The organism is Paenibacillus graminis (assembly GCF_000758705.1).
Classification (GTDB): Bacteria; Bacillota; Bacilli; order Paenibacillales; family Paenibacillaceae; genus Paenibacillus_AQ; species Paenibacillus_AQ graminis.
Map to the genome: position 1 here is coordinate 6,489,687 of NZ_CP009287.1, position 14,894 is coordinate 6,504,580.

General features: G+C 49.3%; 11 protein-coding genes and 1 pseudogene. 1 reads left to right on the top strand and 11 read right to left on the bottom strand.

Annotation, left to right across the window (positions count from 1 at the left end):
- Positions 1-13 precede the first annotated feature (13 nt).
- From PGRAT_RS28200 to PGRAT_RS32865, 11 genes and pseudogenes are all read right to left on the bottom strand, one after another.
- Positions 14-721 carry a response regulator transcription factor gene (locus PGRAT_RS28200; RefSeq protein ID WP_025707441.1) on the bottom strand — a complete coding sequence of 236 codons (708 nt, stop codon included), beginning with the start codon at positions 719-721 and terminating at the stop codon, positions 14-16.
- 144 nt (positions 722-865) lie between these two features.
- Complete coding sequence (gene ligA, locus PGRAT_RS28205) at positions 866-2,878, bottom strand: NAD-dependent DNA ligase LigA (RefSeq protein ID WP_025707440.1); 2,013 nt, start codon at positions 2,876-2,878, stop codon at positions 866-868.
- A 75-nt stretch (positions 2,879-2,953) separates the two neighbouring features.
- Positions 2,954-5,305, bottom strand: a complete 2,352-nt coding sequence (gene pcrA / locus PGRAT_RS28210) for a DNA helicase PcrA (protein WP_042267530.1) — start codon at positions 5,303-5,305, stop codon at positions 2,954-2,956.
- A gap of 62 nt (positions 5,306-5,367) precedes the next feature.
- Positions 5,368-6,075, bottom strand: coding sequence for a heptaprenylglyceryl phosphate synthase (gene pcrB / locus PGRAT_RS28215; protein ID WP_025707547.1), 708 nt, complete (start codon positions 6,073-6,075; stop codon positions 5,368-5,370).
- A 191-nt stretch (positions 6,076-6,266) separates the two neighbouring features.
- Positions 6,267-7,133, bottom strand: coding sequence for a phosphatidylinositol-specific phospholipase C/glycerophosphodiester phosphodiesterase family protein (locus PGRAT_RS28220; protein WP_025707546.1), 867 nt, complete (start codon positions 7,131-7,133; stop codon positions 6,267-6,269).
- 118 nt (positions 7,134-7,251) lie between these two features.
- Positions 7,252-8,652, bottom strand: a complete 1,401-nt coding sequence (locus PGRAT_RS28225; RefSeq protein WP_025707545.1) for an undecaprenyl-phosphate glucose phosphotransferase — start codon at positions 8,650-8,652, stop codon at positions 7,252-7,254.
- The gene (locus PGRAT_RS28230) at positions 8,649-9,602 is read right to left on the bottom strand and encodes a glycosyltransferase family 2 protein (RefSeq protein WP_025707544.1); all 954 of its coding nucleotides are present in this window, start codon (positions 9,600-9,602) and stop codon (positions 8,649-8,651) included. Before PGRAT_RS28230 ends, PGRAT_RS28225 begins: the two co-directional genes overlap by 4 nt.
- 288 nt (positions 9,603-9,890) lie before the next feature.
- On the bottom strand, positions 9,891-10,937 hold the full coding sequence (locus PGRAT_RS28235; RefSeq protein ID WP_025707543.1) for a glycosyltransferase family 2 protein: 1,047 nt from the start codon (positions 10,935-10,937) through the stop codon (positions 9,891-9,893).
- Between the two features lie 259 nt (positions 10,938-11,196).
- Complete coding sequence (gene rfbD, locus PGRAT_RS28240; RefSeq protein WP_025707542.1) at positions 11,197-12,057, bottom strand: dTDP-4-dehydrorhamnose reductase; 861 nt, start codon at positions 12,055-12,057, stop codon at positions 11,197-11,199.
- An 8-nt stretch (positions 12,058-12,065) separates the two neighbouring features.
- Positions 12,066-13,088, bottom strand: coding sequence for a dTDP-glucose 4,6-dehydratase (gene rfbB / locus PGRAT_RS28245; protein ID WP_025707541.1), 1,023 nt, complete (start codon positions 13,086-13,088; stop codon positions 12,066-12,068).
- Positions 13,089-13,163: 75 nt separating this feature from the next.
- Positions 13,164-13,334, bottom strand: a pseudogene (locus PGRAT_RS32865) (dTDP-4-dehydrorhamnose 3,5-epimerase family protein); the annotation flags it as partial.
- 513 nt (positions 13,335-13,847) lie between these two features.
- Between PGRAT_RS32865 and PGRAT_RS28250 the strand changes: the two are divergent.
- Positions 13,848-14,864 carry a glycosyltransferase family 2 protein gene (locus PGRAT_RS28250; protein WP_025707540.1) on the top strand — a complete coding sequence of 339 codons (1,017 nt, stop codon included), beginning with the start codon at positions 13,848-13,850 and terminating at the stop codon, positions 14,862-14,864.
- Positions 14,865-14,894 lie beyond the last annotated feature (30 nt).

Consider the following 14,894-nt stretch of genomic DNA (forward strand, 5'->3'; position numbering starts at 1 on the left):
TCACCTCAGGCTTTCAGGACGGCCTGTCCAATTTGTATCCGATTCCCCACACGGTCTGTATATAGCAGGGGCGTTTCGGGTCAAGCTCTATTTTCTCGCGGATATTGCGGATATGTACCATCACGGTATTGCCGCCATCCAGAAAAGGGTCACTCCAGACATTCGTATAAATCTGCTCCATGCTGAGTACCTGACCCTGATGTCTGGCCAGCAGCTCCAGAATAGAAAATTCCCGGGGGGTCAGCTTGATCTTACGGTTATCCACACTTACCTCATGCTTCCCAATGTCTATCACCAAATCTTCGAATATCAGTTCATTCTCACTAGGTTTCACCGGAGTATCCTTATTGAATCGATGATAGCGGCGCAGCTGGGATTTGGCCCGGGCCACCAGTTCCAGTGGATTAAACGGCTTCCCTAAGTAATCGTCGGCCCCTATACTCAGCCCGAGAATTTTGTCCATATCCGAATTTTTGGCGGACAGCATAATAATCGGCATGTTTTGTTCTTCACGGATCTCCATACAGGCGGCGATTCCATCCATTCTGGGCATCATTACATCCATAATAATCAGATCAACTGTCTCTTCTCTCAGGTAATCCAGCGCCTCCATCCCGTCATAAGCCTTGAGCAGCCGGTATCCCTCATTGCGGAAATAGATGTCCAGCAGATTTACAATCTCCTTCTCATCGTCAACCAGCAGGATTGTTTCTTGTTTCATAGGCAAGTATCCTCTCTAATCCAAAAATACCATTCTCCATTAGTTTATATTAAAGATCGATATGACAAAAAGCCCTGTATCCGATATTTTCGGGTCAGGGCTTCAGGAATGCCTTTATTTTCAACTACAACGCCTATACAAAACCTAGCTCTCCAACAGCCGGATCAGCTCTTCTTCATCTTCGATCACCTGAATGCCCAACTGCTGTGCTTTGGCCAGCTTGCTGCCTGCCTTCTCGCCGGCGATGACGAGATCGGTTTTTTTGGAGACACTGCCGGAGACTTTGGCACCCAGCGCTTCCAGACGTTCTGCCGCTTCTTCGCGGGTAAGCTTCTGCAGCGAGCCGGTCAGCACTACCGTTTTGCCGCTGAAAAAAGAATTGGTACTCACTGGACGCGGAGCCTCCGGCGCTTTCGCTTCCACCCCTAGCTCAAGCATACGGTTGATACTGGTGACCACAAAGGGATCGGCAAAAAAACCGACAATGCTCTCAGCAACAATGCCTCCAATGTCCGGAAGTCCCGATAATTCCTCGGCGGTTGCCTTCATGACCCCTTCCAGGCTGCGGTAGTGATCCGCGAGCATTCTGGTGGTTGCCTTGCCCGTGTTCGGGATACCCAGCGCAAACAGGAAAGACGCAAGATCCCGTCCTTTGCTCTCCTCTAGCGCCTTCAGCAGATTAGCCGCCTTCTTCTCTCCAAAACGTTCCAGCTTAACCAGCTGCTCAAAGGTGAGCTCGTACAAATCAGCAGGCTCGCGCACGTTGAGCTCCTCATGCAGCTGTCCCGCCGTCTTGTCACTAAAGGTTTCAATATCCATCGCATCCCTGGAGGCAAAGTGAGTAATCCGTCCGATGATCTGCGGCTTGCAATTCAGCTTATTGTTGCAGAAAAGGTGTGCGCCGCGCATTTCCAGCGGGAAACCGCAAGCCGGGCAGTCTACAGGGAAAATAATCTCCCCCCCATCACTCTCTTCTGTTACTTTGCCGAGAATTTCCGGAATGACATCATTGGAGCGGCGGATGAACACACGCGTGCCGAGGGCATGCTTGAGATTCTTCCGTTCAATATCACCAACGTTGTTCAGTGTACAATTCTGGACGGTCACGCCAGCCAGCTCAACAGCCTCAACCCGGGCCAAAGGAGTGACCTTGCCGGTGCGGCCCACATTCCAGCTTACCGATTCCAGAATTGTTGTGGTTTCTTCTGCCTCGAATTTATAAGCCACCGCCCAGCGCGGGAACTTGTCCGTATACCCCAGCACCTCGCGGATGCGGAAGTCCGTTACCTTGATAACCGCCCCATCGATCAGGTAGTCAAGACCGGAGCGGCTCTCTTCGATCTCAGCCAGCTGTTCGGTGACATCATCAAACTTATCAAAATAAGTAAGATACGGGTTGACCTTAAACCGGTTGGTCCGCAGAAAATCCATCATTTCCTGATGGTCGGAAAACTGTACACCCTCAGCATAACCTACATTATAGAAAAATGCGTTCAGTCTTCGTTCCGCCGTAGTCTTGGGGTTCAGGTTGCGCAGCGCGCCTGCTGCACCGTTGCGCGCATTCTTTAGCGGTTCCGCTGCCCTTGTATTATAGTCGGCCAGCACAGAAAGATTCATAATCCCTTCACCCTGCACCTCAATAAGGCCTTCCTTAAACGGAATCGTTAGAGGAACCGATTTGATCGTCTTCACCTGGGCAAGAATGCCTTCGCCGGTCACGCCATTGCCGCGTGTCGCTGCCTGTACCAGCGTTCCGTCACGATAGGTCAGGTTCAGGGTCAAACCGTCAAATTTCAGTTCCACCGCATAGCAGGGATCCGGGAGGGGGTTGTCCGGATTTTTGGTATTGTAATCATTCACAAGCTTCAGCACCCGTGTGTTCCAACTGCGAAGCTGTTCAATATTCTGCGCCTTATCCAGGCTCCACAGCGGGGCCAGATGCCGGTGCGGGGTGAAGCCTTTCAGCAGTTCTCCTCCTACACGCTGTGTAGGAGAATGAGGCAAAATAATGCCGCTCTCCGCTTCAAGGGCTACCAGCTTATCGTAAAGGACATCATACTCTTTGTCGCTGACCTGAGGCGCATCCAGCGTATAGTAGTGATAATTATATTGATTCAGCTCAGCTACAAGCTCTTCCATGGTGTGCATAACATCCATCCGGGAACATCCCTCCATCAAATAGTGTCCTACGGTTAGCGTGGTCCAAAAACGCATTCGTTAATCGCAGCCGAATTATTCGACTTTGGTAATGGGCGCAAAGCCCGCCAGCAGCCGTTTCACTCCCACCGGCGCCGGAAAAGCAATCTGCAGCTCCGTATCGTTGCCGCTGCCCTTCACGGACACAATGGTGCCGGTGCCCCATTTGCCGTGGGAGACCTTGTCGCCGGCCTTGAAGCCGCCCGGCTCCGCTGCCCCTGCGCCCGGAGCGCGCTGCGCGCCTCCGGTGGTCACGGTCACGCGGCTCGTACCGCCCGCTGCGGACGCCATGCTGCCGCCGAAGCCGGCGTTCCCGCCGCCTGCCGGCGCGTTCCCGGCAGCGCCGCTGCGGCTGCCGAAGTTCCCCCGGCTGCCGCTGCCAAAGCCCCTGCCGCCATAGGCACCGCCTACCTCCGCGCCGCGGCGGAAGCGGTCCGATGCCCCGCCGGTATCTTCCTTCAGCTCCTCCGGAATCTCCTCCAGGAAGCGCGACGGCGGATTCGCCGTCGTCCGCCCGAACAGTGTGCGCATCCGTGCACAGCTGAGGAACAGCTGCTTCTCCGCACGGGTAATTCCTACGTACGCCAGCCGCCGTTCTTCCTCCAGCTCATCATTGTCCTGGAAGGCCCGGCTGTGCGGGAAGACGCCCTCCTCCATCCCGATAATGAAGACGGTCGGAAACTCCAGCCCCTTGGCGCTGTGCATGGTCATCAGCACCACAGCATCGCTGCGCTCCTCTTCATCATTCACGCTGTCGATGTCTGCGATCAGCGCCAGATCAGTCAGGAAGGATACCAGCGACTTATCCTCATTGTTCTTTTCAAATTCCATGGTTACCGACAGGAATTCGTCGATATTTTCCAGACGGGAGCGGGATTCCAGGGTATTCTCATTTTGCAGCTCCAGCCGGTATTGGGACAACTCCAGAATCTTCTCCGTCAGCTCCGTTACGGACAGGAATTCCACCATCCGGTGCAGCGCCTCGATCATATCGTAGAACTCTACGAGCGTATTGCGCGTCCGTCCCGCAAAACCTAGATCGTCCACCGTCTGCAGTGCCCGGAAGATAGACACGCCCTGTGAAGCAGCGGCTGCAGCCAGCTTGCCCACCGTCGTATCCCCCAGCCCCCGCTTGGGTACATTGATAATCCGCGTCAGGCTGATATCGTCATCGGGATTAGACAGAAGACGCAGATACGCCAGCAGATCCTTAATTTCTTTGCGGTCATAGAACTTGATCCCGCCGACAATCTGGTAAGGAATATCCGATTTGATCAGGATTTCTTCTATTACACGCGACTGGGCATTGGTACGGTACAGAATGGCATGGTTCTGGTACGACTGCCCCTGCTTCACATTTTTACTGATTTCTCCAGTTACAAAATAACCCTCGTCATGCTCAGAATCGCCGCGGAATACCTTGATCTTCGCGCCTTCCGCTGAATCGGTCCACAGCTTCTTGGGCTTGCGTCCGGTATTCAGCGCAATGACGCCGTTGGCCGCGTTCAGAATATTCGAGGTTGAGCGGTAGTTCTGCTCCAGCAGAATCGTCTTCGCTTCGGGATAATCCTCTTCGAAGTTCAGAATGTTCGTGATATCCGCCCCGCGCCACCGGTAGATCGACTGGTCGCTGTCGCCGACCACACAAATGCGGTGATGGCTGTCCGCCAGCATCCGGCAGAGCATATACTGCGCCCTGTTCGTATCCTGATACTCATCGACATGGATGTATTTGAATTTCTTCTGGTAGAAATCCAGCACCTCCGGGACTTCCTTGAACAATTCAATCGTCTTCATAATCAGGTCGTCAAAATCCAGCGAGTTATTGCTTTTGAGCCGCTTCTGGTACATCTTATACACTTTGGCCACCAGGCCTTCCAGATAATCGCCGATTTTCTGCTCATATTGCGCCGGTGTAATCAGTTCATTCTTGGCGGCGCTGATCATGGCCTGGACAGCCTTAGGCTCAAACTTCTTCGTATCGATATTCAGATCCTTCATGCAGTTGCGGATGACAGACAATTGATCCGTAGAATCCAGAATGGAAAAGTTGGAGGTGAAGCCAATCCGATCGATATCTTTGCGCAAAATCCGCACACTCATTGAGTGGAAGGTGGATACCCAAATATCCCGCCCCTCCGGCCCTACCAGCTTGGACACACGGTCCTGCATTTCCCGCGCAGCCTTGTTGGTGAAGGTAATCGCCAGAATGGCCCACGGCGGCGCTTTGCGGTTCGCAATCAGCCAGGCAATGCGGTGGGTAAGCACGCGTGTCTTACCGCTGCCTGCTCCGGCCATAATAAGCAAAGGGCCTTCAGTAGTTTCTACAGCCTGACGCTGTGGAGGATTAAGCCGGCTTACGGCATCCTGTATGTTAACAAGTTGCATGTGTAACATGCTCCTTTCTAATATCACGAATTAAGCAGAAACGGCTTCGCCGTCCTTATATATTACAATTCAATCTGCGGTGTTCTCTTCACCGCTTCTACGGTAAGCAGCGCCTGCTGCAAATCCTGGTAGATCACATTGCCGACCACTACAGTATCACACAGCGCAGCAGCCTGCCCGGCTTCAGCCACCCCTGTAATGCCCCCGCCATAAAAAAGCTGGCTGTGCTCCACAGTCTCTCTTACTGTGCGCACCGTGTCCATATCGCCGAATACACCGCTATACTCCAGATAAACCACCGGCAGACTCATCAGCTTGTCCGCAATTTGTGCGTAAGCTGCTGCCCCTTCCCCGCTCAGCGAGCTGTCAGCTCCTGTAAGGCGGGCTACGGACGAATCGCCGTTCAGTACGATGTAACCTTCGGTTAGCAACTGTTCCCACGGAATCAGACTCCCATAGCGTTCAATTGCCCGGCGGTGATGGCCCAATATCCAGTCGGTATCTGGACTGTTCAGTACCATAGGAATCATATACAGATCAAAACCCGGGACCACCGCCTCTAAATCCGAGATTTCCAAGGCACAGGTCAGCCTATACTGACGCACTCTGGCTAACAAAGCAACCGTATTTTCATAAGTCACTCCGGTGGAGCCCCCGACCAGTATCGCATCCGTTCCCGACAGGCAGACCGCCTCCAGCTCACGGTCCCCTAGCTCACGGTCCGGATCCAGCTTGAATACATGCCTCCACGGCTGTATCATTTGCCGCATTTCTATCATCTTCGTCCATCCTCATTATTCAACCGACATAAGTTAAGGCACCTGTTGGCCCAGGCTAATATTTCATGCCAAAAACACTTCCGCTGCCGCAAAAGCTGTATCTCTAGTCTATGTCAGCACAGAGGGGGGTGTCAATTTAAAGAACGGAAAAATACGAACATTTTTTCGCCTTTTTCCGGGTTTTAACGAAGCCCCTTGAACGTGCTCAAATCTTCCTCGGAAACAAAGTCTGTATAGAAGCCGTCCACACCAAGGCGCGAGAGCTCCACGATTTCATTCTCCTCATTAACCGTATTCACATAGACGCGGACTCCGGCCTTTTTCAGCTTTTGCACAAAGCTCTTGGTGGCCCGGTCGGACGGCATGGTAATATCCACACCGCTCTCTTTTGCAAAATCGATTACCTGCTCATCGCTGTCCTGCGATTGGTAGAGGGTATACAGCACCTCCGGAAAAACATGGACCTTATTGATTACATCCAGCATGTCCTGACTGTAAATCTGCGGAACCACCCGTTCCAGCAAAGCCGGATCAAGGCGCTCCGCAGCCTCGGTCAGCAGCGTAAACTGCTGTGTTACCAGCTCCGGCTTAATCTCCTTCGTATCCGTAACGATATAGGCATCCGGATATGCCTGCATGAGATCAAGAATTTTCTCGATATCCAGCGGAGAATAAATGTCCAGGATAGGGCTGTTCATAAACTGGGCGTATTCCAGCACAGCGCCTTGTTTGGCGGCAGGCAGCACTGTTTGCTGTCCCAGCAGCCTGCTCATATTTTTGGACCACTCGTGGCGGGCTACCAGCTGATCATCGCTCGTAAGCATCAAATCGGCCTCAAACACACGGGTTCCCTGCTCATAATTGGCCACAAAAGCTTCAAGGGTATTTGTATACGCATGCCCATTGACGCCTCCCATAGCGTGGGCAACAATCCGGTGGGACAGAAAGCCGGATGACGGCTCTTTATCCCGGTTATCCAGTGTGATCACCAGCAGAGAGAGCAAAGCGAAGATCATGACGACTGTGGCAATAATCTTTGTGTTTTTCATAGCTGCGGTTTCCTTTCCAACACTTGGAGTAGAAACAAAAAGAAACGGCTGTGTCTTTCCCGTATTCAAGGAAGGCAACCGTTTCAGGAGTCAAGATTATTAGGAAACAACCATAAGTTCAGTAAGCATTTTTGAATCCATTGCGGATGGTCTTGAAAATAATCCGGATATCGAACAGCAGCGACCAGTTTTCGATATAGAAAATATCATGCTTGATCCGCTCTTCAATAGAGGTGTCACCACGGAGCCCGTTGCTCTGTGCCCAGCCGGTAATACCCGGACGCACATGATGCTTGACCATATATTTCGGAATTTCACCGCGGAACTGCTCCACAAAGTAGGGACGTTCCGGACGGGGACCGACTACACTCATCTGGCCAAACAGCACGTTGAAAAACTGCGGCAGCTCATCCAGGCTGGTTCTGCGGATAAAGGTACCGAACTTGGTCCGCCGGGGATCGACCGGAGTACTCCAGCCCGTATCTTCCTCCCCTTCTTGCTGCATCTTCATAGAGCGGAACTTATACATCATGAAATTGCGCCGGTTCAGTCCCACCCGCTCCTGCCTGAAAATGACCGGACCCGGAGAAGTCAGACGTACCCCCAGCGCCACGATCACCATCACAGGTGACAACATAATAATGGCGAACAGCGAGAACAGAACATCAAAAGCGCGCTTGGCCAGCTTATTGCCGGTCATATCCAGCGGAATATCACGAACATTGATCATCGGCATGCCGGCAAAATTATCAAAGTACGGGCGGGCCGGCAAATAATCGAAGAAATCGGGAATAATCAGCGTCCGCACCCCAGCCTTTTCACAGGCGGCAATAATGGCCGGATACTTCGAATGGGCATCCAGGGGAAGGGCAAGAATCACCTCGTCCACCGGCAGCATTTCCAGCATCCCGGACAGCTCATCCACAGTTCCCAGAATCGGCTTGTAGCGCTGCGCTTCAATATCATCCCACGTGTGGAAATCATCCAAAAAGCCGATGGTTTCATATCCCAGCTCCGGGTACTGCACCAGGTTGTTATAAAATCTTTTACCCAACGTACCGGCTCCTAGAATCAGGACGAACTGGCGGTTAAGACCCTTTTCGCGCAGGGACTTCAGCATTTTCTTCAGCACATAGCGGTACAGCATAATAGAAAGGACGTTAAAACCCATATATATCGCAAGGTATTGCCGGGATACGTCAATTTCCTTCAGGAAAAACATTAAGCCAAGCAGCATAAAGACAGCCATGATATGGACCTGGAAAATCTTAAGGAATTCATCGACGAAACGCTTCTTGCGCTTTGGCAGGTACAATGACAGGACAATCCCGATTAATACGGAGATCGCCCCATAGACAAAGCTCCAATACGCATAAGACTCTATAGGCAGTGTATTATACGATTCCAGTAGACCGCTTCGGAACTTAAACCACCAAGCTGCTAAAAAGGACAGTTGTATCACTAAAAAATCGGCAACCATATAGAGCTGTGTTAAAAACCTCTGGTTACGGCGAATCATAATCTCACCTCAGCATTCGATTCCGTTCTTGGACCCGCTTCTGCGGTACTTGTAAGAGTCTGCGCCGGGGACAGTGCGATCCGGGGACGGATGAGAGCATTGCGCACCAGTGAGAGCACGAACTTCACGCCCACTCCGGTATAGACCGCTCCATTTATCATACTGTTGTACCGCTTGCTATAATGCTTGCGGTGAAATAAAATCATCGCCCGATGAAACTCATAGACGATCTTGAACGGCCTGCGCCGCGCGCTGCCGCCCTTCAAATGTACGATGGATGTCTGCGGATAATAATAAATCCCCCAGCCGGCCTCTTTAATCCGGAAGCACCAGTCCAGATCCTCTCCGTACATAAAAAAGTCCTCATCCAATCCGCCCACCTGGTCAATCGTCTCCCGCCGCAGCAGCATAAACGCCCCGACCAGACAATCTACCGGATAATCCTGATCAGGATCAAGATAACCTAACTGATAGCCATTGAATCTCGGCCGGTCCGGGAACAGCTTGCTGAAGCCAAAGGCATAATAGAAGGAAGCAGATGGTGTAGGAAACCCCCGTTTGCAGGCCTTATCCAAAGAACCATCCGGCAAAATCACCTTGCAGCCCGAAGCGCCAAGATCCGGCCGGCTGTCCATAAAGGAGATCATTATCTGCAGCGTGTCCTTCCGCACTACCGTATCCGAATTCAGCAGCAGCACATACCGGCCTGAAGCGACCTCCATCCCCTGATTATTGGCACGGGCATACCCGACATTCTCAGAGTTGGCGATCAGCATCACACCGGGAAATTCCCGGCTAATCCGCTCAACCGAGTCATCCCGCGAGTTATTATCTATCAGAATAATTTCATAGACAAAATTAGATTCCGAATCATACACCGACCTCAGACAATCCATCGTCAGGCGGCATGTGTTGTAATTTAGCACAATAATACTGACATCTACACTCACTGCAATACTCTCCTGACAAATATAGTAATCTACCGACAACTATTATAACACAAAAACCTCCTTGATAGGCGTCGCCTGTTTGGGAGGTTTTTGTAGAGGTATCTGTTAAGAAACTATATATGCTAAACGCAAGATTGTACTATATAAACTGAACTTGTGACTTTTCTATTTTGGGATTAGTAGCTACTCCAGACAATGTTTGGTCTTCCTGGCCGCTAGCCGCCTCCAAACTTCCTGCTTGTCACTGCTGTTCACATTAACTTCTAAAATACTCTTCCATCTGCCTATTTATATACCGTGACTAGTCTTGCCGGCTCTAAGGCTCTTAACCTTCGCTTGAATATACTTCCGTTTTTCCTTTAGATTCCTTCTTTGTGCAAAAAATGAGCTCCAAGCTTTAATTAACTTTGGTTCTTTTAATAGCATGTATCCATGCGCTGCGACCTCGTAAGGCAGAGAATAGAGTAGGGTCGAAAACAACGTGTGCGCAGGCTCGTTTTTATAGATCATTTTATAACGGTTAATATAGGATATTCTCCGGATGAACATCGGCTTGCTGTCCCGGACCGACGTTTTCCAGCCCCGCTCATGGTAGCCGACCGCCTCTGCATCATAGTAAGCCAGCCAGCCAAATAGCTCTGCCCGCCATGCCACATCCACATCTTCCTTATACGCAAAAAAATCCGCATCAAAAAACTCGCCATTCACGCTGATATCCTCAATCATCCGCCGGGAATACATCGCAGCCGCACCAGACACTCCAAACACTATCCCTGATTCCGGCCACTGCGCAGCAGGCTCTCCCGCACCGCGGTCAAACGCCCGACGTGCCCTGTTCATCCTCAGTCCTGTACTGTCTACGAGGGAGTGGTCCGCTTTTAACAAAAGCTTGCCTGTGGCACTGCCAATCCGGGGATCGGCCTCCATCCTCGCGATCAGGAGGGAGATATAATCAGGTTCCAGCGTCAGATCCGGGTTAAGGACCAGCACATAATCTGTATCCGTAGCGGATATGGCTTGATTGTGAGCGGGGGCGAAGCCGGTGTTGGTGGGATTTTGCAAAAGAGTCATTAAAGCAAATGGTACACCCGGTTTCAGGGTCCCCTCCGCACCCGCCTCCTGCTGCTGAGATGAATGGGCTTGCGCGGCGGGTGTATCGCTGAACGCTCTCACCTTGCCCGCACAGCCATCTGCAGAGGCATTGTCTACGACGACGATCTGCTCTACGGGGTATTCCTGGGCATACACTGCCGCCAGACAATCCGCAATGTCATCGGCGCTGTTATAAGTAACGATATGTACGCTTACTGTTTTGTTGTTAATATAGTTATTCATAAGTATCCTCAGTATCCTCGAATTCCGGCTTCTAACATCCTCCTCATTATACCGAAAACACGAACAAGCGGCTACGCCGTCCTACGGGAGAATATCCCCTGATTCATTGCTACAACTCGGATGATATTTTTCATTCTCTGCGGGGGCCGAGCCTCTTCTTGAGTAATACATACGCCCACAAAAAACTCCCAACCCGCTAGTTGCGAGTCAGGAGCCTGCAGAATCATTTGTGATGGTAATTACTTCGTTCTAGCTTCAGTTACTTCAGCTCAAGCAAAAAGTCTCTCAGTCCTTCACGCCACGGACGTATATCCTGAAAGCCGTTCGTGCGGATGGCCAGGTGCTCCATTACCGAATAACGTGGACGCGGCGCCGGCCGTGGAAATTGCTCCGTCGCACATGGCTCCAGCTTTGCGGTGAACTTCAGCCCCAGGATATCCTCTGCTTCAGCGAAGATCGCCTGTGTGAACTCATACCACGTACAGGACTCCGTATTCGAGGCATGGTATACGCCATACTTCTCAGTCTGAATCAGCTCAAGCAGAAAATTGGCTAAATCAACGGTGTAAGTAGGTGAACCTTTTTGGTCATCTACTACCTGCAGCAGCGGCTTCTCCTGTCCCAGCTTCAGCATAGTTTTCACAAAGTTGTTGCCATACTTGCCATATACCCAGGAAGTACGCACAATGAAGAACTTGGAGGACAGAGACTGTACCAAGACTTCTCCGGCACGCTTTGACTTGCCGTAAATGCTCTGCGGATCTGTGTTGTCATACTCGTGATATGGCTTGGTGCCCATACCGTCAAAAACATAATCTGTACTGATGTACGCCAGCTTCGCCCCTGCCTTCTCAGCAGCAAGCGCCACATTCCGGCTTCCAGTGGCATTAATCAGGTAAGCAGCATCGATGTCTGTCTCAGCAACATCTACCGCAGTATGAGCGGCACAGTGAATGACAGCATCCGGTGCGAATCCACCAATGATCTCCACACATTGATCCAGATCAGTAATATCCATCTCCTGGCGGTCGCAGCCCAGAACCTCATGACCCTGTGCTTGAAGCAAAAGCACCAAATCCTGCCCCAACTGCCCGGCTGAGCCTGTAACAAGCACCTTCATCTTTGGCATTACAGAGAATCCCCCAGACGGCTGCCGTACTGGAGCTCAGCATATTTCTGGTATTCACCGGATTGTATGCGGGTCCACCATTCCTGGTTATTCAGATACCACTGAATCGTTTCCTTAATCCCCGTTTCAAAAGTGTGCTTAGGCTTCCAGCCCAGCTCTCTCGTGATTTTCGTTGGATCAATGCCATAGCGGCGGTCATGCCCAGGACGGTCCTGAACATAGGTAATCAGCGAATCTGGTTTGCCCAGCTCCTTCAGCACCGTGTTCACAATGTGCACATTCGTGCGCTCATTATTTCCGCCAATGTTGTACACCTCGCCATTCACACCTTCATGAATCACCAGATCAATTGCACTGCAATGGTCCTCAACATACAGCCAGTCGCGGATATTCATTCCATCACCGTAGACCGGCAGCGCCTGATCCGCCAGCGCCCGTGAAATCATCAGCGGAATCAGCTTCTCAGGGAACTGGTAGGGACCGTAGTTATTCGAGCAGCGGGTGATATTCACTGGCAGACCAAAGGTCTCATGATAAGCACGCACCAGCAGATCCCCGCCCGCCTTGCTGGCGGAATATGGACTGTTCGGAGTAAGCGGCGTTTCTTCCGTGAACAGGCCCGTCGCACCAAGCGTTCCATATACTTCATCCGTGGATACCTGGACAAACTTGGTAACGCTATATTTTTTCGCCGCATCCAAAAGCACTTGCGTCCCCAGTACATTCGTCTTCACAAACACATCCGGCTCCAAAATACTCCGGTCCACATGCGACTCCGCCGCAAAGTTGACCACCACATCAACACCTTGGCTGAACAGCGCATCCATCGCCTGTACATCAGTAATATCAGCCTTGGCAAAAGTATAATTCGGATGATTCTCAATCGACTTCAAATTCTCCAGATTGCCTGCATACGTCAAAGCATCCACATTCAAAATTTGGTAATCCGGGTGCTGCTGCAGCATGTAAATTACAAAGTTGCTGCCGATGAAGCCGGCTCCGCCGGTAACTAGCAGTTTCATGTGTGTACCCACCTTTTATTCATTGAAATATAATGCCCATAGTATCGCTATATTAATAAATGGGCTTGGTGTCCATTACTGTTCAAAATTCAGTTCCGCATCCTTCAACAGCGGATGACGCTGATCTTTATCCGACAACACCGGACCAGACGCCGGCCAATCAATGCCAAGCGCCGGATCACTCCATAATATGCCGCGGTCATTCTCAGGGGAATAATATTCGTCCACTTTGTATAAGACTTGGGTGGGGATCCAGAATCCCAACAATAAATTATAAATTTATTTTGTTATAAAAATATACATGCAAAGTTAGTATATCAATGAAATGCAGGATACACCAGAGCTTAAAAGAAAAATTATTTTTTAGTAATAAATTGCTTTATCCATCACGTTCAATTTATAACATTTACCAAACCATTTAACTTGTCAAATAAAGGAGGCCAAAGTAAGATTAAATAGAATGAGGAATAGACTTAAAATACAAGTAAATAGAATAATAATATTAGTTTTCATTAAAGAAATTTATTTCACTTCATAATTCTTATTTGATCATAGCTTTTAACGATCCCTTCTACACTTCCTATTTTACGGATGGTCTTATAAAGTTTATTGCTAAGGAAGGGTGACCAGCATCTATTGAAAACCAATATACCGAAAATCACTATAATACTATATTCAATTATACAATTACATTTAGTTGAATGTTAATATATACTTAGCAAGCAATATCTGAATAGGAAGAGAAGGAGCGATAATCTTTTGGAAAGAAAAAGTGTTACACCAATTACTTTGGCACTCGTAATCCCCTGTTTTAATGAGGAGGATGTACTACCTGAAACTATTAAACGTCTAACGCTTATTTTAGATGAGTTAGTAAAATATAAAAATATCCATAGTGACAGCAAGATTATATTTGTAGATGATGGTAGTCGTGACAAAACGTGGGGTATTATTGAGGAAGCAAATATATTCAATAAGTATGTACAGGGACTGAAATTAGCTCGAAATGCTGGTCATCAGAACGCCCTTTTAGCTGGATTGAATTATGCAAAGGATTTTTCTGATTGTGTTATCTCTATAGATGCCGACCTTCAGGACGACCTAGCTGTAATCCCCAAATTCATTGAAGAGTTTAATAATGGGAATGATATCGTTTATGGTGTTAGAAGAGGTAGGTCAACCGATACTTTTTTTAAACGGACTACTGCCCAAGGCTTCTATAAGTTAATGAATTCTATGGGAGTTAACATTATCTATAACCATGCTGACTATCGATTAATGAGCAAGCGGGTTTTAGAACATTTAGGAGAGTTCAAAGAAGTCAACCTCTTTTTAAGAGGACTCATTCCGCTTATTGGTTATAAATCTACTGAAGTATATTACGATCGAAATGAACGGTTTGCCGGAGAATCTAAATATCCTTTAAAGAAAATGTTAGCATTTGCGTTTGATGGAATAACCTCTTTTAGTGTAACTCCAATTCGTCTAATTTCTGCTATAGGCTTTTTAATGTTTCTTTTTAGTTTTTTTATGGCCATTTATATTTTAATCAATAAGTTTTTGGGCCATACGTCTTCTGGTTGGTCTTCATTAATGATATCTATATGGTTTATAGGTGGTATTCAGCTTGTTGCTTTAGGCTTTATAGGTGAGTATATAGGAAAAATTTACAGAGAAGTAAAGGCTCGTCCTAAGTATTTTATTGAGAAGTCTACTCTTAATTTGCCGGATCAAAGAAACAAAGAAATAAAGGAACTTGTAGGCACAACAAACTAATATTTTTTAAAAGACTCCCATTCTTAGGAA